The following is a 20,909-nucleotide window of genomic DNA, read 5'->3' on the forward strand; positions in this document are numbered from 1 at the left end:
GGTCACCTCACTCGGGTGTAGCGGTTGTGTCCGTTTACCAGCAGCTCCAGCTGCAACTGCTCTGCCTGGTTGTTGACCTGCACCTGGCAGTCGAGCCTGAAATGCAGTTCCAACGGGGCGTGACAATCGGGTACCGCTTTGAGCGCGCGCACGTGGATGCGCGGTTCAAAGCGCTGGAGGGTACGGCGGATATCGGCGCTCACTTGCTGCAGCAGGTCGCCGCTGCTGACGTCATGCCCGTTGAAGTCGCGCAGGCCCAGGTCGGGGCTGCTTTGGGAGCAACCCTGGCGAGCGTTCAGCAACGTTTCGAGGTGACGCTTGATGGCCGCGAACTTGTGCGAAGCGTTTTCCTGGCGAGACGGCTCCCGGATGGCGGACGGGTCCGCCATCAAGCGATCGAAGAAACCACTCATTGCGTGTCGAGCCGGCCTACCAGGGAAATTTCGAAGTTCGCGCCCATGTACTTGAAGTGCGGGCGCACGGCGAGCGAGACCTGGTACCAGCCCGGATCACCCGCCACGTCCGAGACCTCGACCCTGGCAGCACGCAGCGGCCGACGGCTGCGCACATCGGCCGAAGGGTTTTCCTGGTCGGCGACGTATTGCTTGATCCATTTGTTGAGTTCGGACTCAAGGTCGCGTCGCTCCTTCCAGCTGCCGATCTGCTCGCGCTGCAACACCTTGATGTAGTGAGCCAGGCGATTGACGATGAACAGGTACGGCAGTTGGGTGCCGAGCTTGTAGTTGGTCTGTGCCTGCAGGCCTTCGGGTGTCTTGGGGAAGTTTTTCGGCTTCTGCACCGAGTTGGCTGAGAAGAACGCGGCGTTGTCGCTGTCCTTGCGCATGGTCAGGGCGATAAAGCCCTCTTCGGCCAGCTCGAATTCCTTGCGGTCGGAAATCAGTACCTCGGTAGGGATCTTGGCCTGCAGCTGCCCCAGCGATTCGTACAGATGCACCGGCAGGTCTTCGACGGCACCACCCGATTGTGGGCCGATGATGTTGGGACACCAGCGGTAGCGGGCAAAGCTGTCGTTGATGCAGCTGGCCAACAGGAAGGCTGAGCTGCCCCACAGGTAATTGTCGTGCCGGCCGTTGATGTTCTCATCGTAATTGAAGCTGCTGATCGGCTGGTCCTGGTGATGGTAGGCGGAGCGCAGCATGAAGCGCGGCCCGGTCAGCGCGATGTGGCGGGCATCTTCGCTCTCGCGGAACGCGCGCCACTTGGCATGCCTTGGGCCGGCGAAGATGTCTTTGATTTCCTTCAGATTGGGTAGCGCTTCGAAGCTGCTCAGGTTGAAAAACTCTGGGGAGGGTGCCGCAATGAAGGGCGCATGCGACATGGCACCGACTGACGCCATGTAGCTCAACAGTTTGATATCAGGCGAAGAGGGGCCGAAGTTGTAGTTACCAACCATTGCCGCGACCGGCTCGCCACCGAACTGGCCGTAACCGGCGGTATAGACGTGTTTGTAAATACCACTGCAGGTAATGTCGGCGGCGTTCTCGAAGTCATCGAGCAAGTCTTCCTTGCTGACGTGCAAGACTTCGAGCTTGATATTCTCGCGAAAGTCCGTGCGGTCGACCAGAAGTTTGAGGCTGCGCCACGAGGATTCAAGTTGCTGGAACGCGGGTTCATGCAGAATGGCATCCATCTGCTTGCTGAGGACCCGATCCAGCTCGGCAATCATCTGGTCGACGCGGTGTTTGTTGATCAATTGATCTGGGTCATTGTTTTTTAGAATTTCGGCAATGAAGGCGGATACACCCTGCCTGGCCACTTGGTAACCCTCTTGTGTGGGAACCAACTTGGTCTCTGCCATGATCTGGTCGAGCAAGGTGGCATTGCTCAGTGTTTCGGCCTGTGTTTCAACAGTGACAGTTGTGCTTGGCTTTGGCATGGGGACGCTCCGTTGTCTCAGTCTGCTTTTGGCGCTTCAAGCACCAGGTCGAGTTCTTGCGCGAGTTGCTTGCGGGCATGCGCGTCGTTCAGAAGCTGCTGCAGCTGTTTGCGGAAGGTGGGCACGTTGCCCAGCGGGCCTTTCAGGGCAACCAGCGCTTCACGCAACTGCAGCAGCTTGTTCAGCTCGGGCACCTGGCGTGCGATGCGATCTGGGCCGAAGTCCTGGATGGACTTGAATTGCAGTTTGACTGCCAGCTCTGCATCCGGAGTAGCGTCAAGCGCGGAGGGCACCGACATGGCCAGGCTCACATCGGCGTCATTCAACACGTTGTTGAAGGTGTGTTTATCGATGCGCATGACCTGACGGTCTTCGAGGGAGCGGCTGTCATCGAGGCCGAAGTCGCCCAGCACCATCATCTTGTGCGGCAGCTCTACCTCGGCCTGCTCGTCACCGGTGGCGGGCACATATTTGATGTTGATGCGTTCTTTGGGTGCAACGGAGCCTGAGGATTTAGTCATGGTTATATATATTTCCCAGTGTGGGTTTTATATGTAGGACGTTTCCTACAAGTAAGGCTTGTGTGTTAAACATGGGGTAAACATGATGCCTGGAGTTTGAGTTGTGAGTTGCTTAAAAACCATGCGCTTGATAATCGCCGAGCGTCGAGTTCTAATATGTAACAAAATAATTTCTTGAATAATGGTGAGTTTGTGTACTAGCCTTTTTTTGTTGTTGGGGTGGCCGGGTTAATGCTCGTGTATGTGTGCTATTGAGCGGGAGAGTTAAGGTGAGATGATTATTCGTTATGCAGGTGGCGTCGGACTTTCATTACTGTTTTTGTTAATGCCTGCCTTAACCCGCGCATCGCAGGACTGCTCACGGATCGTGTCCAATATCGAGCGCCTGGCGTGTTTCGATCAGGCGGCGGGTACGCCGGGATTCACGCCGCACCGACAGTGGTCAGCGCAGGAGCTGGAGGCACCCACGGTGCGTCGCGTATTGATCCATGAGACGGGGCGGGCGCCCGAGGACTTGAGGTTTCGCCTCCGCTCTGAAGAAGGCGGGCTCATGATCTCTGCCCCTGCGATTGCTTCAGTTGCACCGCACCCCTACCTGATCATCAGCTGCGTGCAGAACATCTCGAGGTTGCAACTGGTCACCGCCCAACCCGTCGATGCCAGCCGAGTGCAGGTACGGTTGCTAGGGGAGCGGGGCGCTACTGTACCCACACCGTGGCAAGTGATGGAAAACGGCCAAGTGCTCGACGCCGGCAGAGGCTTGCCGGGTATCGAGCAGATCAGGCAATTGATCGGGGCCCATCGCATTCACGTAGAGAGCGACAACCCTGCCGTTGATGGACTCGTTTTTGACGCTCAGGGGTTGGACCCGCTTATCGACGAGGCTCGCAAGACATGTCGCTGGTAGCTGAGGTCGAGGCGCAAGAAGTCACACGGTTGCTCGCACCCATCGATACCCAGGTGCCGGCGGGACTGTTCGATGTGGAAGACGAAACCTACCAGGCCATTGACCAGGAGATGGTCAAGCTGGGTGGGCTGCAGGAAGCGTCTATCGACTGGAACTACATCGAGGAGGCCTCTGCTCAGTACCTGGAGCGACAGTGCAAGCATCTGCGGATCGTCGCGCACTTGAGCGTTGCGTGGCTGCGCAGTGGCTGTTGGGAGCGCTGGGGGTTCACCTTGGCGTTGCTGGGCGGAATGATCGACAACTATTGGGAAACCGCTCATCCAACGCCTGGCCCGAAAGGCTTCCTGACCAAGCGCAAGATCGTTGGCCTGTTGTTCAATCGCTTGATCGATGCGCTGCCGCGCCTTGATCGTTTCACGTACACCGCGGCTCACGCCGCAGCGGCGAAGCGTGCATTGGCCCGTTTGATGTGTCAGCAGCAAGCTGCCCAGCTTGACCCGGCTGTTCTGGGTGAGCTGGAGCGCCTGTTGCACAAACACACGGCGCTTGCCAATGGTATTGGCGAGCGCGATGCGCCCAAGGCGCCGGTGGAGAGCCCGCAACCTGCGCCGCAGGCTGATGTCATCGCCACGCCAAAACCCCGCATGTCGATCGGTAACGAGCGCGAGACGCGCCGAGCCATGTTGAGCATGGCCGAGCTGATCAACCAGCAGGACCCGTACGACCCTACCGGCTATCAACTGCGCCGCTTCGGCCTGTGGGCCCACATTCAGGCCGCACCGCAAACCCGGCAGGGCAGCCGTACAGAGTTGATGGCAGTACCACGGGATATTGCCAGTGACTACGAGGATGCCATCGCCGGCACCGTAATCGACGCGGCGTTGCTCCAGCGAGTTGAAAAAAGTGTGACGGCTTCTCCCTTCTGGATTCGCGGCAGCTTTCTTGCCGCGACCGCCGCGTCGCGGCTGGCGATGGGCGAAGTGGCTGAGGCCATCCGTGCGGCGACCGCTCGTTTCGTGCTGCGCATGCCAGCGCTGCAGCAGCTGTGCTTCAGCGACGGTCAGGTGTTTGTCGACGACCAATGCCTGGCCTGGCTCAAAAGGGCAGACGGGCAGTCCGAGCAAGCGGCAGCCTCCCAAGAGTTCGCCAGCCTTCGCGAAGAACTGGTCAGCCAGCTGGAAAGCGGCGGCGTAGAACCGGTGTTGCTAAGGCTGCAGGGGATGCAGGCAGATTTTCGAGCCCCTCGCGAGCGCTGTCATACCACCGTCATCGCAGCTGATCTGTTGGCCGCACGAGGCGTGTCCTGGTTAGCCCAGGACCTGTGCGCCGGGGTCGCGCGAACGATGCAGCAAACCACCGCCAGCGACTGGGAGCCCGAGGTATTCCAGCGGCTTCAACAATACGCGTCCTCCCACGTGCTGGCCGATCGGAACAAGGAGCAGGAGCCTCGATGAATCAACTCTGGAAGTACCTCAAACGTTGGGGCTGGCCGCTCATGACCCGTATCGGTCTGGCAATGCCGCTGCTACTTGGGCTTGGTGCTGTGCTGATGCTGGTTGCCATCTGGTGGCTCGGCCCGCAATGGACGTGGCGCGATCAGCAGCCGTTGGCCAGTGTGGTGCATCGTAGTGTGGCCAGCCTGGTGCTCTTGTTGATGGTGCTGTTGTGCTGGTTGGTCGTGTTGAGAACGCGCTTTCGCCGCTTGCAAGCAGAGCGTCAGCAGGCAATGGACGCCGAGGCGGACCCGGCGCTACCGTTCGTTCACGCACAAGAGAAGGGGTTGAGCCAAGCGCTCGCACGCTATCTGGACAATGCCGGTGGGCGTCGCGCGCTGTACCGATTGCCGTGGTACCTCGTGCTGGGCGCCAGGCAGGCCGGCAAGAGCAGCTTTATTGACTGCACCGATCAAAGTTTCTCGTTGACCCGCATCGACAAGGCCCAGGCACGAGGCCGGCCTGCGCAGGCGCTCGCCTACCCCGTGGGATGGTGGATCAGCAATGATGCGGTGATCATCGACCCGCCCGGTGCCTTTATCAGCCAGAACGGTCCCGTAGATTCGCTGAGCAGTGGCTCCAGTGACGCTGAGTCCTCGGTACCGCCTGGAACCCAAGCCAACTTGTGGCAGCATCTGCTGGATTGGCTGCAGCGCAATCGAAGCCAGAGAGCCCTCAACGGCCTGGTGCTGGTTGTCGACCTGCCTGCGCTACTGCACGGTACCGTCGAGCAACGCACGGCCCTTGCCCACCTGCTGCGCACACGTCTTTACGAGGTGAGCAGCCAGTTGGGCTCGCGCTTGCCGCTTTATGTCGTGTTGAGCAAATTCGATCTGCTGGACGGCTTCGACCAATTCTACAGCAAGCTTTCGGCCGCCAAGCGCAACAGCCTGTTTGGATTCACGTTCAAGCTGGATGCGGTCGATACCTTCGACGCTTGGCTAGGCGAGTATGGCGAACATTACGATCGGTTGCTGGAGCAGCTGTTCGAGCAGGTGATCGATCAGCTGGACGTGCCGGGTAGCCCTGCGTTGCGTTCACGTCTCTACTCACTGCATAGGCAGTTGCTCGGGTTGCGCCCAGTACTGTTGGGCTTTCTGCGCGAGACCTTGGCAAGTGACCGTTTCACCACCCCGGCGCTGGTGCGCGGTGTGTATTGGTCGTCAGTCGTCCAGCACGGTGACGTGCGCAACGCCTTTGTCCGTGAGGCGGCGCAGCCTTACAAGACCAGCCTCCCCTTGGTTGAGGGCAAGACGCAGGGCAAGGCGTTGGCCTACTTCATTCAACAGGCCTTTGGACGGGTCATCTACAAAGAGGCCGGCCTTGCCGGCGATAACGTCAGGGTAGCTCGGCGCAAGCGCCAACTGCTGTGGGTGGGTTCTTCTGTAGGCGTTCTGGCCTTCTGCGTCGCCATCGCCAGCTGGCATCGTTACTTCGACATCAATGGCGTCAAGGCCGCCAGCGTGCTGGCCAAGAGCCGGGAGTACAGCCATCACGAAGTGGATCAGCGTCTGGACCCGACCGGGCGCAACTTGCTGGAGCCGCTGGACCAGATCCGCGATGCGGTAGCAGTGTTTGGCGACTACCGTGCTGCGTGGCCGGGTGTTGCTGATCTGGGGCTGTACCAGGGCCGTACCATCGGGCCGACCGTGGATGAGGCGTACCTCAGCTTGTTGTCCAGGCGCTTCTTGCCTGCGTTGGCCAGCGGCGTGATCGAGGCCATGGATGCGGCGCCCCCCGGCAGCGAGCAGCAAATGACCGCGCTCCGGGTTTACCGGATGCTTGAGGATCGCCGGAACCGTCGAGCGGAATGGGTCGAGGACTGGATGGCGCAACAATGGCAACAGGCCTTCCCCGGCCAGGGGCAGCTGCAACGAGACCTCATGCGGCACCTGAAGTATGCGCTGGCCTACGCGGATACCGACCTGCCGCAGTATCGCCAGCGTGTCAGCCACGTGCAGCAGACATTGCGTAAGGTGCCGTTGCCACAACGCGTGTATGCGGGCCTGAAGCAGCAGGCCCAGGAACAGTTGCATACCGGTCTGGACCTGCGTCATCAGGTGGGGCCTGCGTTCGATGTCGTTTACCAGCTGTCTTCCGGCTCGAGCCAGGGCGACAATGGTGTTTTGCTGGCGCCAATGCTCACCGCCAAAGGCTTCAAGGAGTACTTTGAACCGCGTAGTCAGCGCTTTACGGAAATGGCCATGATCGACCAGTGGGTACTGGGGGAACGTGCTCAACTGGATTACTCCGATGCCGACCAGGCTGCGCTGAACGAGCGCCTGCGCAACCTGTACAGCGCCGACTACATCGACAGCTGGCGCCGCGCCTTGAACGCATTCTCCGTGGCGGATTTTCGAGACCTGGATCATGGCGTCACGATCCTTGAACAGTTGGCTGGGCCAGCGGCGCCGTTGCACCGATTGCTGGAGACGGTTCGCGACAACAGTTCGCTGTTATCACCGGTTAATGTTGGCGTGGCGGATGAGGCCCCTTCGCCAGTTTCGGTCAACAGCAAGCCTGAGCAACAACAGGCGCTGGTCATCCAGCGGGCGTTTGCAGGCTTGAGCGCCATGTTGCACGCTGCAGGCGAAAAACCGAGCTACTACGATGAAACCCACGCAGCCATAGTCGCCGTCCACGACTATGCCAAGGCGGTACAGGGTAGCCCAGACCGAGGCAAGGCTGCGCTGCACGCAGTGCATCAACGCTTTTCAATGACCGGGCACGACCCCATCGGCACCTTGCAACGCGTTGCCACTGGCTTGCCGGAGCCAATCAATCATCACGTTAGAAAGGTGGCAGATCAAACGGCGCAGGTGCTGAACGTTGAAGCGTTGCGCGAGTTGGAGCGGCGATGGGATGCTGAAGTCTACAGCTTCTTCCAGCAGCGCCTGGCAGAGCGCTACCCTTTCGTAGTCAGGGCACCCGACGCTTCGCTGGAAGACTTTGAAGCGTTCTTCGGACCGAATGGGCGACTGCAGCAGTTCCAGGATCAATACCTGAAGCTTTTCCTCAAGGACAATCTGGAAGCCTTGCAGGATGGTTTGCAGGGGCGCTCCCTGATCCGTACCGATGTGATCGAGCAGCTGGAACGGGCCGATCGCATCCGCGAAACGTTCTTTGATCAGCGCGGTAACCTCAGCGTGCAGTTCAGTATCGAGCCGTTGGGGCTTAGTGCAAATCAACGCACCAGCCTGTTGGATCTGGATGGCCAGCTGATTTCCTACACCCACGGCCCAAGCCAGATCACCGGTATTGTCTGGCCCAATACCCTGGGGCAGCAGGTCCGTAGCAATCTCACCTTGCTAAGGCAAAATGGCAACAGCAGCAGCCTGGAATACCGTGGCCCTTGGTCGATGTTCCGCTTGCTCAGCCGCGGCGCGCTCAATGGCCGGACTGCGACCAGCGTGGATCTGAGCTTCAGGACCGGAGATGGCGTGATGCGCTATCGGCTTAACGCTGAAAAAGCCTTCAATCCCATTACCCAGCAACCATTCAAAGGCTTCCGCTTGCCCCGAGGCCTATTGCAACAGCCAGCCAGTGTGGTGCAGGCGGTGCTATCGGATGGGCGGCGACCATGAGCATCGTCAGGGGCGCAGTTCATTGACTGGGCAAGCTTTCGAAACCTGGGTATGCGCTGGCTGCCCCCGGCCTTTACTTACTCCACAGCCTCGGCCACGCCCTGATCCTCACCCAGGAATCCGCCACTCTGGTGCTGCCACAACCGTGCATAGGTACCCTTTTTAGCCAACAGTTCGGCATGGGTGCCTTGCTCGATGATGCGCCCTTCATCCATCACGATCAGCCGGTCCATGGCTGCGATCGTCGACAACCGGTGGGCGATGGCGATAACGGTCTTGCCCTGCATCATCTCATCCAGGCTCTCCTGAATGGCCACCTCCACCTCCGAGTCCAGCGCGCTGGTGGCTTCGTCCAGCAGCAGGATCGGTGCGTTCTTCAGCATCACCCGGGCAATTGCAATGCGCTGGCGCTGGCCGCCAGACAGCTTGATGCCGCGTTCACCCACCAGGGTGTCGTAACCGCTGTTGCCCTGGCGGTCGCTGAGCTGGCTGATGAAACCATCGGCCTGGGCACTGGCCGCAGCGGCGCGGATCTGTGCTTCGGTGGCATCGGGGCGGCCATAGGCAATGTTGTCGCGAATCGAACGGTGCAACAGCGAGGTGTCCTGCGTGACCATGCCGATGGCGCTGCGCAGGCTGTCTTGCGTGACCTTGGCGACGTTCTGCCCGTCGATGCGTATTTCCCCTTTGTCCACGTCGTAGAAGCGCAGCAACAGGTTGATCAAGGTGGACTTGCCGGCGCCGGAGCGGCCGACCAGGCCGACTTTTTCGCCCGGACGAATGTGCAGCGTCAGCTCATTGAGCACCTGGCGCTCACCGTTGTAGTTGAAACTGACCTTGTCGAAGCTCACCGCGCCACCCGTGGTGACCAGTTCTGCAGCACCCGGCACATCCTGCACCTTGGGGCCGCGGGTGAGGGTGGCCATACCGTCCTGCACGGTGCCGATGTTTTCGAACAGCGAGGTAATTTCCCACATGATCCAGTGCGACATACCGTTGACGCGCAAGGCCATGGCGGTAATCGCCGCCACGGCCCCGGTGCCGACCTGTCCCTGGTGCCACAGCCACAGTGCATAGCCACCGGCACCAAAGATCAAGCCCACCACCAGCGCCTGGTTGACGATTTCGAACTGGCTCACCAGGCGCATCTGGCGAAAACCGGTCTGCTTGAAGTCTTCCATGGCTGCGCGCGCAAAGTGCGCTTCGCGGTTGGAGTGCGAAAACAGTTTTACCGTGGTGATGTTGGTGTAAGCGTCAGAAACCCGCCCGGTCATCGACGACCGGGCATTGGCCTGCTCCTGGCCGACCTTGCCCAACCGGGGTACGAAATACAGCATGGCCAAACCGAACAGCACGACCCAGGCAATGAAGGGCAGCATCAGTTTCAGGGCAAAGCCGCCGGCCAGGGCAATGATCGCGATGAAATACACGCCAATCCCGGGCAGGATTTCGATAAGGGTGAACAGCACATCGCGCACTGCCAGTGCCGTCTGCATCACCTTGGTTGTGACCCGGCCAGAAAACTCGTCAGAAAAGAACGACAAGCTCTGGCGCAACATCAGGCGGTGAAAATCCCAACGCAGCCGCAGCGGCAGGTTGATCGCCAGCACCTGGTGCTGAACCATGGTGCGCAGCGCCACCAGCCCGATGCTGACCACTAGGACGATGCCGATCCCCCACAGCACACGGCTTTCCTCGGGGCCAACAGTACCGCCTGCCTGCCAGGACGCGAGCAGGTCGACCACCTGGCCCAGGAACGCGAATAGCCAGGCTTCGTATATCGACACCCCGGCACTGAGCAGCGCCAGCGCCAGGATGTAGCCACGGGCGCCGCGGGTACAAGCCCACATGAAGCGCAACAGGCCAACGGGCGGCGGTGGTACCTCGTCGGGTGGGAAGGGGTCGAGCCTACGTTCAAAGATACGCAGCATGCTTGTCTCCGAAAAAACGGTTTTTGCTTAACCGGTAACCATACAGCACATCAAAGCATTCGCCTGTAGGTAGGCGCCGCTGAAGCAGGTCCGTGTGGTCGGCGCCTGAAACCCACTGCATTGCTATAGCGGTGAAGCAAGGCCTGATCTGAAGCGTGCGACTGCGGGCTTGCCTGTGGCGACTTTTCCCGCCATTATCCAGCCATACCTACGCAACGGGCTTGCCAGCATGTCCACATCCAACCACGCCATTTCCGCTTCGGGCTTCATCGCTCAGGCAGACGCGTGCGTTGCCGTTGCCAAGAAATCCAAGAAACAGCCGCTCATCTGACCGAGGCGCGCTGTCTCGTCAGGTGGGCTGACGAGACAGAAGGCGCCAGGTATCCCTGCCACCACTTCCACTCTTCGCCCTGCTGACGCTGACTTTCGGTCAACATCAGGAGTTTTTGCATGTCGAATTTCCGTGGTATCTGGATCGCCCTCGTCACGCCAATGCGCGCTAATGAAATTGACTTCCCAGGCCTGGAAAAGCTGGTGAAGAAGTTGCTCGAAGACGGTGTGACCGGTTTTGTGGTGTGTGGGACCACGGGTGAGGCGGCGGCGCTGTCCAAGGCCGAGCAACTGGCGGTGCTGGATGCCATGCTGGCCTGGGTGGAGCCTGGCAGGGTGGTGATGGGCCTGTCAGGTTACAACCTGCGTGAGTTGCTGGCCTTCCAGGCTGAAATCCAGCAGCGTGACATTGGCGGGCTGCTGGTTCCCGCACCTTGCTACATTCGCCCTTCGCAGGCTGGCATCGAAGCCTTCTTCGCCACCGTGGCCGATGCCGCCAGCGTGCCAGTGATCGTCTACGACATTCCCTACCGCACCGGCGTACGCATCGAACGCGAAACCCTGCGCCGTATCGTGCGCCATCCACGCATTGCGGCAGTGAAAGACTGTGGCGGTGACAGCGAGACGACCATGGCCCTGATCGAAGACGGCCACGCCCAGGTGCTGGCCGGTGAAGACCTGCAAATCTTCAATAACCTGTGCCTGGGTGGGGCAGGGGCCATTTCGGCCTCCGCACATGTTCGCGCCGACCTGTACGTACGCATGGTGCAGCAGGTCGACAGCGGTGATTGGGCCGCCGCGCGTGGCACGTTCTACCAGTTGCTGCCCTGGATCAAGGTGGCCTTTGCCGAGCCCAACCCGGCTGTGGTCAAGGCGGCGTTGCAGCTGCAAAGCCTGATTGCAGACGAGCTGCGCGAGCCCATGCAGGCGTGTACGGATCCCACCCGAAGCAAGCTGCAAAGCGTGCTGTGTTCACTCGACGCGTGAAGCGGCAGCGGTTGATGGCGGGTTGAAGAGCAGCCACGCTCTGGGCCTGGGCCGGCAGGCGCTTTTCCACTGGCTGATACACCAGCCCGGCAAACTCACCCACGTTGCCTGCCAGGGTGAAGCCGTAGCGTTGGTAGGCGGGTACAGAAGACAATGACGCCTTTACCGTCATCACCTCAGCTCTGGCATGGTGTGCGTTGATTGCGGCCTCAAGCTGCCGTGGCAGCGCCCGGCTTGCGTTCGCCAATCAGGATGTCTTCGAAGAATGCCCCGACAGGTTCGGTAGGGTGGCACAGCTGTATCTCCAGCACCCACACCACCTCGCTCGGGACAATCTCCACCTCGGCCAGCTTGTCCTGGCTATACAACACATGCGGGAAGTCGGCGATGCGATGCCCGGCCAGGTTGCGCTCCAGCTGCCAACCTTTGGCTTGGGCACTGCGCTCGGCGAAGTCATACAGTTCACGCCCGGTCAACCCGCGGCCCCAGGCCTGACGGGTCTCGTCGAACACCTCATGCAGTGCCTCCACGCAGGCGTGGTGCAAAGCGTGCTGGCCAAACACGAAGGTATCGCCATAGTCACCTTCATAGCCATCCCATACCGGCCCAACGTCGACCACGACGATGTCCGTGGTACGTAGCACACGTTGAAGGTCAATGCCTTGCCGTGGCGTACGCACGGTATCGTCACCAAAACGGATGTAGGTGGGGTGCCAGGTGTGTGAGGCGCCCATCGCCTGCAGGGTATGCGCGGCCATCTCCAGTGCCTGGGCGGTGGTCATGCCGACCTGTAGTTGGCTGGCAATGGCGGCCACGGCCCGTACCGACTGTTCGCGGGCTGCGAGCATGCCGTCCAGCGAATAACGTGGGCCGACCTTTTCCAGCTGAGGGTGCAGCGTGCTGGCTGATGAAGCCTGCGTTGTCAGTGCACCGCTGGCGACAAAGGCCTCGGCCACAAAGCGATGGGGTTGTACCCCTGCTGCAAGGCATTGCTCGCGGGCCTGGGTGATCATCGTGGCATTGCCACAGGCATATACCTGGGTTTCGTCCCAGCGATGCGTCTGGCTGAGCGCCACCTGTTGTATACGTGCCTGGGCCGAGAGCACCGGTTGCCAGCGAAAGTGCGGGTGCACACGGCTGGACACATCGAGAAATTCGCGGTCATAGAAATCCGCCGGCGAAGAGCCGCCCCAGTACAGCGTGACTTCGGCATCGCCGGCCAAGGCCGTCAGCAGCAGCGGCTTGATGCCGGCGTAACCTGTGCCGGTGGCGAAAAGGATCAGCGGGCGCTGGTCATCGTGCTGCCAGGTACAGGCGCCCAACGGGCCTTCGAGCTTTACCGTTGCACCTGCTTGCAGGGTGGGCAGCAAACCTTCGGTGAACAGCCCACCGCTGACCTTGCGGATGTGAAACACCAGTTGCCCTTGTTCCTGGGCAGGCAGGTTGGCAATGGAGAAACAGCGGCTGTCGCCGTTGTCCAGCTGGAACCGCATGTACTGGCCCGCCCGCACCTCCAGTGGCTGAGCAGGCTGCAACACCAGCTCGACGATATCTGCGCTCAGCGCGCGCTTGCCAACAACCTGTGCCTGGGTTTCCAGTGCCGGGGCGTCCAGTGACCAGCCGGGTATTTCCAGGCGCATGTCGCTGCAGGCGTGGCTCTGGCACAGCAACATCTCGTCGGCGGCCAAGGGGTAGGAAGGCGGCGGTGTGTCCGCATCCCGCTGCTTGTCCTGATGCTGCCCTGAGACCACCTTGACCTTGCACGAGCCGCAGGCGCCGCGGCGGCATGAAAAGGGTACCGGCAGGCCGCTGGCGAGCATGGCATCGAGCAGCAGCTCCTGGCTGGCTTCGAAGGTTTTGCCCGAGGGCGACAATTCAATGACGTGGCGGCTTTGCATGAGCACCTCGGGGCAAATGGAGGTTCGATTGTTGCTATAGTCCAGGACCAGCAGAACCTCCAGTTTTGGATATTTCATATGGTCCAGCTTCGTAAATGGCAGCCACTGCTCAGGCTCGATGGGGCACAGGCTTCGTACCGGCAGATCGTCGAAGGGCTGGTGGCCGCAATCAGCGAGGGTCGCCTGCGCCCTGGCACGCCGTTGCCGGGCACGCGGGAGATGGCGCAATTGCTGAACGTCAATCGCAAGACCGTGATCCTTGCTTATGAGGAAGCCGAAACCAAGGGTTGGCTGCAAAGCGTGCAACGCCGGGGCACCTTCGTCAGCCAGCAACTGGCGCCAGGCACCGCGGCCGTGCCCAGTGCCGTGCGGCCTTTTGCTCTGGCGCTGCCAGAGGAGCCTGCCGTTGCCTACTTCAAGGCGAACGAACAGGCTGTAGCGCAGCAAGGGCGGCCAGGGGCCTTGTTCTTCGACAACGGCGCCTGTGACCACCGCCTGCTGCCACAGGCTGTACTGCACCGTTATTACCGCAATGCCTTGCGCAGCAGCTTCACCAGCAACAGCGTGCGCCATGGCAGCGAGTGCAGCAGCCGCAATCTGCGCAGCGCCCTGGCCGATATGCTGCGGCACAATCGCAGCCTGAACGTTGGCGCCGAGCATATCTGCCTGACCCAGGGGGTGCAGATGTCGCTGTCCCTGGTGGCCAGTGTGTTGCTCAAGCCGGGTGACGTTGTGCTGGTCGAGCGCCTGAGTTACCCCCCCGCCTGGGAGATCTTCCGTCAGCTGGGTGCCCGCCTGGTGACTGTGGAGCTGGACCATGAGGGGTGCCGGGTCGATCAGCTAGATGCCCTGTGCCGGCAGCACAAGGTGCGGATGATGTACATAACACCCCATCACCAGTTCCCGACCACGGTCAGCCTGCCAGCCGGGCGCAGGCAACAGCTGCTGGAGCTGGCCCGCCAGCATGCCTTTTGCGTGGTCGAAGAAGATTACGACTACGAATACCACTTTGCCGGGCGGCCTTATCTGCCGTTGGCCAGCGACCGCCAGCAGCGGCACGTGATTTACATTGGCTCACTGTCCAAGCCTTTGGGCAGCACGTTCCGTTGCAGCTATATCGTGGCACCGGTGGAAGTGACAACCGTGCTGGAACGCAGGGCGATGTTGACCCTGGGGCAGGGCGATGCAGTCATGCAGCAGATGTTGGCGGACCTGATCAATGATGGCGAACTGAAGAAGCACTTGCGCCGGGTCAACCGCGAGTACCGGCGCCGGCGTGAGACCTTGTTGGGGTGTTTGCGCGATGCGTTCGGTGAGCAGATCAGCGTGCAGGCGCCAGAAGGTGGTCTGGCGTTGTGGGTGAGGTTTGCCGATGAGATCAACGTGGATCAGTTGGTCGACAAAGCGCTGGAACGGGACCTGGTGGTGCGCAGTGGGCGACAGTTTTCACCGTTTGGCCATGCCGAGAACGCCTTGCGCCTGGGGTTTGCGTCGCTGGATGCCGATGAGATCCGGCAGGCGACCCAACGCCTGGCAGACGCAGCGAAAGCGATTGGCAAGGCGCGGTAGCGGATGGCACGGGCTTCGCCCGTGTTCGCGGGCAAGCCCGCTCCCACAGTGATCGCGCTGGCCTCAGGATTTATGCAAAAGGGTTATGCCCTCAAGGGTTTCGAGGCCTCTGGGTCTCAACGCATTCCGTTCGGTTACCGCACATAACCGCATCGCGGCGCCTCAAGCCTGCGCCAGTACCTCCGATAGCAGCACACCCACCCTCGAATCATCGATCAGAAGTGGTGCCAACAAGGAGTACTGCCCGCATGCTTGCCAACCTGAAAATTCGCACCGGAATGTTCTGGGTGTTGTCGCTGTTCAGCCTGACCCTGCTGTTTTCGACCGCCAGTGCCTGGTGGGCTGCCTTGGGTAGCGACCAGCAGATCACTGAACTGGACCAGACTGCGCACCAGTCGGACCGTTTGAACAATGCGTTGCTGATGGCGATTCGTTCCAGCGCCAACGTGTCTTCGGGTTTTATCGAGCAGTTGGGTGGCCATGACGAGAGTGCAGGCAAACGCATGGCGCTGTCGGTGGAGCTGAACAACAAGAGCCAGGCGCTGGTCGACGAATTTGTCGAAAACGCCCGCGAACCCGCCCTTCGCGGGTTGGCAACCGAGCTGCAGGCTACCTTTGCCGAATACGCCAAGGCGGTGGCTGGGCAGCGTGAAGCGACCCGCCAGCGTTCGCTGGAGCAGTATTTCAAGGTCAACAGCGATGCCGGTAATGCCATGGGGCGGTTGCAAACCCTGCGCCAGCAGCTGGTGACCACACTGAGCGAACGTGGCCAGCAAATCATGCTCGAGTCCGACCGGCGTCTGGCCCGGGCACAATTGCTGAGCCTGTGCCTGCTGGGCGTGACCGTGGTGCTGGCGGTGCTGTGCTGGGCGTTCATTGCCCAGCGTGTGTTGCACCCCCTGCGTGAAGCCGGTGGGCATTTCCAGCGCATTGCCAGTGGCGACCTGAGTGTGCCGGTGCAAGGGCAGGGCAACAACGAGATCGGCCAACTGTTCCATGAGCTACAGCGCATGCAGCAGAGCCAGCGCGACACCCTTGGGCAGATCAACAACTGTGCCCGGCAGCTGGACGCCGCCGCCACGGCGTTGAACGCGGTCACCGAGGAAAGCGCCAACAACCTGCGTCAGCAGGGGCAGGAGCTGGAGCAGGCCGCGACTGCCGTGACCGAAATGACCACGGCAGTGGAGGAGGTTGCGCGCAACGCGATCACCACCTCGCAAACCACCAGTGAATCCAACCAGCTGGCCGCGCAAAGCCGCCGGCAAGTCAGTGAAAATATCGACGGCACCGAAGCCATGACCCGCGAAATCCAGACCAGCAGTGCGCACCTGCAGCAGTTGGTGGGGCAGGTGCGGGACATCGGCAAGGTGCTGGAAGTGATCCGCTCGGTGTCCGAGCAGACCAACCTGCTGGCGCTCAATGCTGCCATCGAGGCGGCCCGTGCCGGTGAGGCCGGGCGCGGCTTTGCGGTGGTGGCGGATGAGGTGCGCACACTGGCCTACCGCACGCAACAATCGACCCAGGAAATCGAGCAGATGATCGGCAGCGTACAGGCGGGGACCGAAGCTGCGGTGGCTTCCATGCAGACCAGCACCAACCGCGCCCAGTCGACACTGGACGTGACCCTGGCCTCGGGGCAAGTGCTGGAGGGCATCTACAGTGCGATCGGCGAAATCAACGAGCGCAATCTGGTCATTGCCAGTGCGGCCGAAGAGCAGGCTCAGGTGGCGCGGGAAGTAGACCGCAACTTGCTGAACATCCGCGAACTGTCTAACCATTCCGCTGCGGGTGCGCAGCAGACCAGCGAGGCGAGCAAGGCGTTGTCGGGGCTGGTGGGGGAGATGACGGCGTTGGTGGGGCGGTTCAAGGTTTGAGGCGCTGCGCCTGCGTGGAACATTAAGATAAGGTTAAACTTATTTAAAGTTCCCCTTGCGGGTTGACTTCGATACTACGCTTGAATAAAGTTCGACCGCCCCGAGCACGGGGCCTTTTTTCCCTTCACTGAAGAATTCAATGGACACAGTATCTAGTCGCTGCCTGACCCCTGCCGTATGGCCCGGTCAGGCACTTGAACCGGAACACCGGTCCCGACACCCCGGTCGGGCAAGCCGCGCCAGAGCCTGATGCTCCCCGAGACTTGCCGCCGCCGGTGTTGGCCGGTTGGAGGCAAGCTCATGAACCTCACTTCATTCGTTTCACATCGCCAGCCTGCGTGCCTTGCACCGCGGCAGGCCCGCGCCTGGCCGCGGCGTCTGCACGGCTACCTTGACCACCACCAGCACCCCCCAAGTAGTTACGGGGTGCTGGCGCGTCTTCATGCACGCTTGAGCCCCCGCACTTCTCACTGAATAAAAGATATTGAACGGTATCTTTGTGCTCGAACTTTTTACGTTAAAAGTTCGCGGGATAACTATTGCCCTGTGTTCATGAAAAGGAATCAAACCATGGATTGCGCGAGTAGAAAGTTCGCTGCCGAAACAACTTCCGACTCTCGGCAGCGGACAGACAACTGTCGGAAAGAACCAGCATTATTCAGCGACCCGACATGCCTTCGTTCACCGCCTGAGTGAAACGTCTGTGTGTCGTGCCGCCGCAGCGGCAGGAGCACAGCAACATGACTGTCAAACACCGTAACACCTCATCGGCCAAGGCCGAACGCGAAACCCGCCTGTCCACCCGCGCCGCCCGTGAAGCGCGCAATGGCCTGGCCGTCACCCTCGCTAATCTCGATGCCAGCGAACAGGGCCTGACCGAGCACGAAGCCGCCAAGCGCCTGGCGCGCGATGGGGCCAACCAGGTTGCCCACGACCCGCAACCCCACGCCCTGGTGCAGCTGCTCAAGGCCCTGAACAACCCGTTCATCTATGTACTGCTGACCCTGGCCGGGATCAGCTTTGTCACCGACTACTGGCTGCCGGTCAGCGCAGGCGAAGCAGACGACGCCGACCTGACCAAGGTCATCATCATCATGACCATGGTCAGCCTCAGCAGCCTGCTGCGCTTCTGGCAGGAGTACCGCTCGAACAAGGCTGCCGACGCGCTCAAGGCAATGGTGCGCACTACCGCCACTGTGTTGCGTCGCGAGCAGGTCGGCCAAGCCCCGCGCCTGCGCGAAGTGCCCATGGACGAACTGGTGGCTGGCGACATCGTGCAGCTTTCTGCAGGTGACATGATTCCCGCCGATATCCGCCTGCTCGAAGCGCGTGACCTGTTTATCAGCCAGGCCGTGCTCACTGGCGAAGCGTTGCCGGTCGAAAAGTACGACACCTTGGGCAATGTCGCGCAGAAGTCCGCCGCCGAGCATGGCGGCCGCCAGGACAACCTGCTCGAGTTGCCGAACATCTGCTTCATGGGTACCAATGTGGTCAGTGGCCGCGCCCGCGCCGTGGTGGTCGCCACCGGCCGACGCACTTATTTTGGCTCGCTGGCCAAGGCCATTGCCGGTTCGCGCAGCCAGACCGCTTTTGACCGCGGCGTGAACAGCGTCAGCAGCCTGTTGATCCGCTTCATGCTGGTGATGGTGCCAGTGGTATTCATGATCAACGGAGTGGTGAAAGGCGACTGGGGTGATGCCTTCCTCTTCGCGCTTGCCGTGGCAGTGGGCCTGACCCCGGAAATGCTGCCGATGATCGTCAGCGCCAACCTGGCCAAGGGCGCCGTGGCCATGGCCCGGCGCAAGGTGGTGGTCAAACGCCTGAACGCCATCCAGAACCTCGGCTCCATGGATGTGCTGTGCACCGACAAGACCGGTACGCTCACCCAGGATCGGATCATCCTCGAGCACCATGTGCGCTTCGACGGCCAAACCGACAAGCACATCCTCGAACTGGCCTGGCTCAACAGCTATCACCAAAGCGGCATCCGCAACCTGATGGACCAGGCCGTGCTGCATTTCGCCGGCCAGGACCACCAGTTCCAGGCGCCTTACGCCTACGCAAAGGTCGACGAACTGCCGTTCGACTTCATCCGCCGCCGCCTGTCAGTGGTGGTGAAGAATGCCTTGGGCGATCACCTGCTGGTAAGCAAAGGGGCGGTCGAGGAGATGCTCGCCATCGCCACCCATGTGCAGAAAGGCGACAAGGTCGTTGCCCTTGATCCGTGCCGTCGCCAGCAGCTGATGGCCAGGGTCGATGCCTTCAACCAGGACGGCTTCCGCGTGCTGGTGGTTGCCACCCGGGAGATCCCGGCGGCCGAAGGCAAGGCGCAGTATCACACCGAAGATGAGCGCGATCTGGTCATCCAGGGCTTGCTGACCTTCCTCGACCCCCCCAAGGAAACTGCCGGCCCGGCCATCGCCGCCTTGCGCGACATGGGCGTGCAGGTAAAGGTACTGACCGGCGACAACCCGGTGGTCACGTCCAAGGTCTGCCGTGAAGTGGGCCTGGCGCCAGGCCAGCCCTTGCTCGGCCAGGACATCGAGGGCATGGACGACACCACCCTGAAGCTTCAGGTGGAGGAGCGCACCGTCTTCGCCAAGCTCACCCCGCTGCAGAAATCACGGGTGCTCAAGGCCCTGCAGGCCAATGGTCACACCGTGGGCTTCCTTGGCGACGGCATCAACGACGCCGCCGCCCTGCGCGACGCTGACGTCGGTATCTCGGTGGACAGCGGCACCGACATCGCCAAGGAATCAGCCGACATCATTTTGCTGGAAAAGAGCCTGATGGTGCTCGAGGAGGGCGTGCTCAAAGGCCGCGAAACCTTCGGCAACATCATGAAGTACCTGTGCATGACTGCCAGCTCCAACTTCGGCAACGTGTTCTCGGTCCTGGTGGCCAGTGCGTTCATTCCGTTCCTGCCGATGCTGGCGATTCACTTGTTGCTACAGAATCTGATGTACGACTTTTCCCAGCTGTCGTTGCCCTGGGACCGCATGGACAAGGAGTTCCTCAGCAAGCCACGCAAATGGGATGCCCGCAACATCGGCCGATTCATGTTGTGGATAGGTCCTACGTCGTCGATCTTCGACATCACCACGTTCGCCCTGATGTGGTACGTGTTCGCCGCCAACAGCGTCGAAATGCAGGCGCTGTTCCAGTCCGGCTGGTTCATCGAGGGGTTGCTGTCCCAGACGCTGGTAGTGCACATGCTGCGCACTCGCAAGGTGCCGTTCTTCCAGAGCACCGCTGCATTGCCGGTGGTATTGGCAACAGGGCTGGTCATGGTATTGGGTATCTATATCCCGTTCTCTCCTGTGGGCGCGATGGTTGGCCTGGTGCCGCTGCCGTGGGAGTACTTCCCTTGGCTGGTCGCTACCCTGCTGGGCTACTGCGTGGTCGCCCAGGCCATGAAGACCCTCTACATCCGCCGTTTCGGCCAGTGGTTCTGAGTCATTCAAGGAGAGCCGACCATGCGAGTACTGATCTGTGCAGGACGCAATTACGCAGACACCCGGCGCTGCCGGCAGGCCTTGGACGACGTCCAGCGCCAGCGGCCGATCCGGGTGTTGATCCACGGTGGCAGCCAGTTTCTTGGCGGGGAAATTGAAAGCTGGGCACGCGAGCATGGCGCCGATCTGGTGCGTTACCCGCCAAACTGGCAGCTGCACGGCAAGCAGGCCGAACGCTTGCGCAATCTGTTCATGCTCAATGACAGCCGCCCTGACTTGTTGCTTGCCTTGCCCGGCGGGGATGACACCGAGGAGCTGCTGGCCAGGGCCCGTGGCGCCGAGGTTCAGGTGATGTGCGCCAGGCAACCACGTCAGCCTGAGCGGGGCGATTGCAGCTAATGCAAGCGCCTGGGGCCGTGCGGTACCTGTGGGAGCGGGCTTGCCCGCGAAGCAGGCGCCTCGG

Annotated in this window: 13 protein-coding genes and 1 pseudogene; 8 read left to right on the forward strand and 6 right to left on the reverse strand. The window is 61.1% G+C overall.

Annotated features, from left to right (window positions below; genetic code table 11):
• Positions 1-2: 2 nt before the first annotated feature.
• Genes tssE through tssB form a run of 3 tightly spaced genes read right to left on the reverse strand, consistent with a single transcriptional unit; the run spans position 3 to position 2,418 of the window.
• Positions 3-413, reverse strand: coding sequence for a type VI secretion system baseplate subunit TssE (gene tssE / locus ACE4QZ_RS11015; protein WP_028698378.1), 411 nt, complete (start codon positions 411-413; stop codon positions 3-5).
• Positions 410-1,897 (reverse strand): type VI secretion system contractile sheath large subunit, encoded by a 1,488-nt coding sequence (gene tssC, locus ACE4QZ_RS11020; RefSeq protein ID WP_101196180.1) that lies wholly within the window; start codon positions 1,895-1,897, stop codon positions 410-412. Before tssC ends, tssE begins: the two co-directional genes overlap by 4 nt.
• 17 nt (positions 1,898-1,914) lie before the next feature.
• Entirely contained in the window at positions 1,915-2,418 is a 504-nt protein-coding gene (gene tssB / locus ACE4QZ_RS11025; protein WP_028698376.1) for a type VI secretion system contractile sheath small subunit, read from the reverse strand.
• Between the two features lie 274 nt (positions 2,419-2,692).
• On the opposite strand from tssB, the gene vasI reads away from it, so the two are divergent.
• Genes vasI through tssM form a run of 3 tightly spaced genes read left to right on the forward strand, consistent with a single transcriptional unit; the run spans position 2,693 to position 8,402 of the window.
• Positions 2,693-3,325, forward strand: a complete 633-nt coding sequence (gene vasI / locus ACE4QZ_RS11030; protein ID WP_172402870.1) for a type VI secretion system-associated protein VasI — start codon at positions 2,693-2,695, stop codon at positions 3,323-3,325.
• A complete protein-coding gene (gene tssA, locus ACE4QZ_RS11035; protein WP_103444686.1) occupies positions 3,313-4,779 on the forward strand; it encodes a type VI secretion system protein TssA in 1,467 nt (488 codons plus the stop codon). Before vasI ends, tssA begins: the two co-directional genes overlap by 13 nt.
• Positions 4,776-8,402: a type VI secretion system membrane subunit TssM gene (gene tssM, locus ACE4QZ_RS11040; RefSeq protein WP_410480445.1), complete on the forward strand. Its 3,627-nt coding sequence runs from the start codon at positions 4,776-4,778 to the stop codon at positions 8,400-8,402. The genes tssA and tssM overlap by 4 nt, the downstream gene beginning before the upstream one ends.
• 77 nt (positions 8,403-8,479) lie before the next feature.
• On the opposite strand, the gene ACE4QZ_RS11045 is transcribed toward tssM, so the two are convergent.
• Positions 8,480-10,333, reverse strand: a complete 1,854-nt coding sequence (locus tag ACE4QZ_RS11045; RefSeq protein WP_028697022.1) for an ABC transporter ATP-binding protein — start codon at positions 10,331-10,333, stop codon at positions 8,480-8,482.
• Positions 10,334-10,783: 450 nt separating this feature from the next.
• Here ACE4QZ_RS11045 and dapA point away from each other — a divergent pair, with 450 nt between their 5' ends.
• Entirely contained in the window at positions 10,784-11,650 is an 867-nt protein-coding gene (gene dapA, locus ACE4QZ_RS11050) for a 4-hydroxy-tetrahydrodipicolinate synthase (protein ID WP_021784957.1), read from the forward strand.
• Positions 11,651-11,696: 46 nt separating this feature from the next.
• Here the strand turns inward: dapA and ACE4QZ_RS11055 are convergent.
• Positions 11,697-11,840: pseudogene (locus ACE4QZ_RS11055) on the reverse strand (GNAT family N-acetyltransferase); the annotation flags it as partial.
• Positions 11,841-11,859: 19 nt separating this feature from the next.
• The gene (locus ACE4QZ_RS11060; protein WP_279934944.1) at positions 11,860-13,626 is read right to left on the reverse strand and encodes an NAD(P)H dependent flavin oxidoreductase family protein; all 1,767 of its coding nucleotides are present in this window, start codon (positions 13,624-13,626) and stop codon (positions 11,860-11,862) included.
• On the opposite strand from ACE4QZ_RS11060, the gene ACE4QZ_RS11065 reads away from it, so the two are divergent.
• The 4 genes from ACE4QZ_RS11065 to ACE4QZ_RS11080 all read left to right on the forward strand — a co-directional run bounded on the left by ACE4QZ_RS11065 (position 13,627) and on the right by ACE4QZ_RS11080 (position 20,845).
• Positions 13,627-15,117: a PLP-dependent aminotransferase family protein gene (locus ACE4QZ_RS11065; RefSeq protein WP_279934945.1), complete on the forward strand. Its 1,491-nt coding sequence runs from the start codon at positions 13,627-13,629 to the stop codon at positions 15,115-15,117.
• Positions 15,118-15,365: 248 nt separating this feature from the next.
• Positions 15,366-16,991, forward strand: a complete 1,626-nt coding sequence (locus ACE4QZ_RS11070; RefSeq protein ID WP_279934946.1) for a methyl-accepting chemotaxis protein — start codon at positions 15,366-15,368, stop codon at positions 16,989-16,991.
• Positions 16,992-17,731: 740 nt separating this feature from the next.
• A complete protein-coding gene (gene mgtA, locus ACE4QZ_RS11075) occupies positions 17,732-20,446 on the forward strand; it encodes a magnesium-translocating P-type ATPase (RefSeq protein ID WP_103444562.1) in 2,715 nt (904 codons plus the stop codon).
• A gap of 21 nt (positions 20,447-20,467) precedes the next feature.
• Positions 20,468-20,845 (forward strand): DUF2493 domain-containing protein, encoded by a 378-nt coding sequence (locus tag ACE4QZ_RS11080; RefSeq protein WP_003254146.1) that lies wholly within the window; start codon positions 20,468-20,470, stop codon positions 20,843-20,845.
• Positions 20,846-20,909 lie beyond the last annotated feature (64 nt).

The organism is Pseudomonas sp. DCA-1 (genome assembly GCF_046523955.1).
GTDB classification, from domain to species: domain Bacteria; phylum Pseudomonadota; class Gammaproteobacteria; order Pseudomonadales; family Pseudomonadaceae; genus Aquipseudomonas; species Aquipseudomonas putida_Y.

What these genes read in the sequence shown, in the direction of transcription:
- tssE (WP_028698378.1), bottom strand. Translation starts at nt 413, where the DNA reads ATGAGTGGTTTCTTCGATCGCTTGATGGCGGACCCGTCCGCCATCCGG.
- tssC (WP_101196180.1), bottom strand. Translation starts at nt 1,897, where the DNA reads ATGCCAAAGCCAAGCACAACTGTCACTGTTGAAACACAGGCCGAAACA.
- tssB (WP_028698376.1), bottom strand. Translation starts at nt 2,418, where the DNA reads ATGACTAAATCCTCAGGCTCCGTTGCACCCAAAGAACGCATCAACATC.
- vasI (WP_172402870.1), top strand. Translation starts at nt 2,693, where the DNA reads ATGATTATTCGTTATGCAGGTGGCGTCGGACTTTCATTACTGTTTTTG.
- tssA (WP_103444686.1), top strand. Translation starts at nt 3,313, where the DNA reads ATGTCGCTGGTAGCTGAGGTCGAGGCGCAAGAAGTCACACGGTTGCTC.
- tssM (WP_410480445.1), top strand. Translation starts at nt 4,776, where the DNA reads ATGAATCAACTCTGGAAGTACCTCAAACGTTGGGGCTGGCCGCTCATG.
- ACE4QZ_RS11045 (WP_028697022.1), bottom strand. Translation starts at nt 10,333, where the DNA reads ATGCTGCGTATCTTTGAACGTAGGCTCGACCCCTTCCCACCCGACGAG.
- dapA (WP_021784957.1), top strand. Translation starts at nt 10,784, where the DNA reads ATGTCGAATTTCCGTGGTATCTGGATCGCCCTCGTCACGCCAATGCGC.
- ACE4QZ_RS11060 (WP_279934944.1), bottom strand. Translation starts at nt 13,626, where the DNA reads ATGAAATATCCAAAACTGGAGGTTCTGCTGGTCCTGGACTATAGCAAC.
- ACE4QZ_RS11065 (WP_279934945.1), top strand. Translation starts at nt 13,627, where the DNA reads ATGGTCCAGCTTCGTAAATGGCAGCCACTGCTCAGGCTCGATGGGGCA.
- ACE4QZ_RS11070 (WP_279934946.1), top strand. Translation starts at nt 15,366, where the DNA reads ATGCTTGCCAACCTGAAAATTCGCACCGGAATGTTCTGGGTGTTGTCG.
- mgtA (WP_103444562.1), top strand. Translation starts at nt 17,732, where the DNA reads ATGACTGTCAAACACCGTAACACCTCATCGGCCAAGGCCGAACGCGAA.
- ACE4QZ_RS11080 (WP_003254146.1), top strand. Translation starts at nt 20,468, where the DNA reads ATGCGAGTACTGATCTGTGCAGGACGCAATTACGCAGACACCCGGCGC.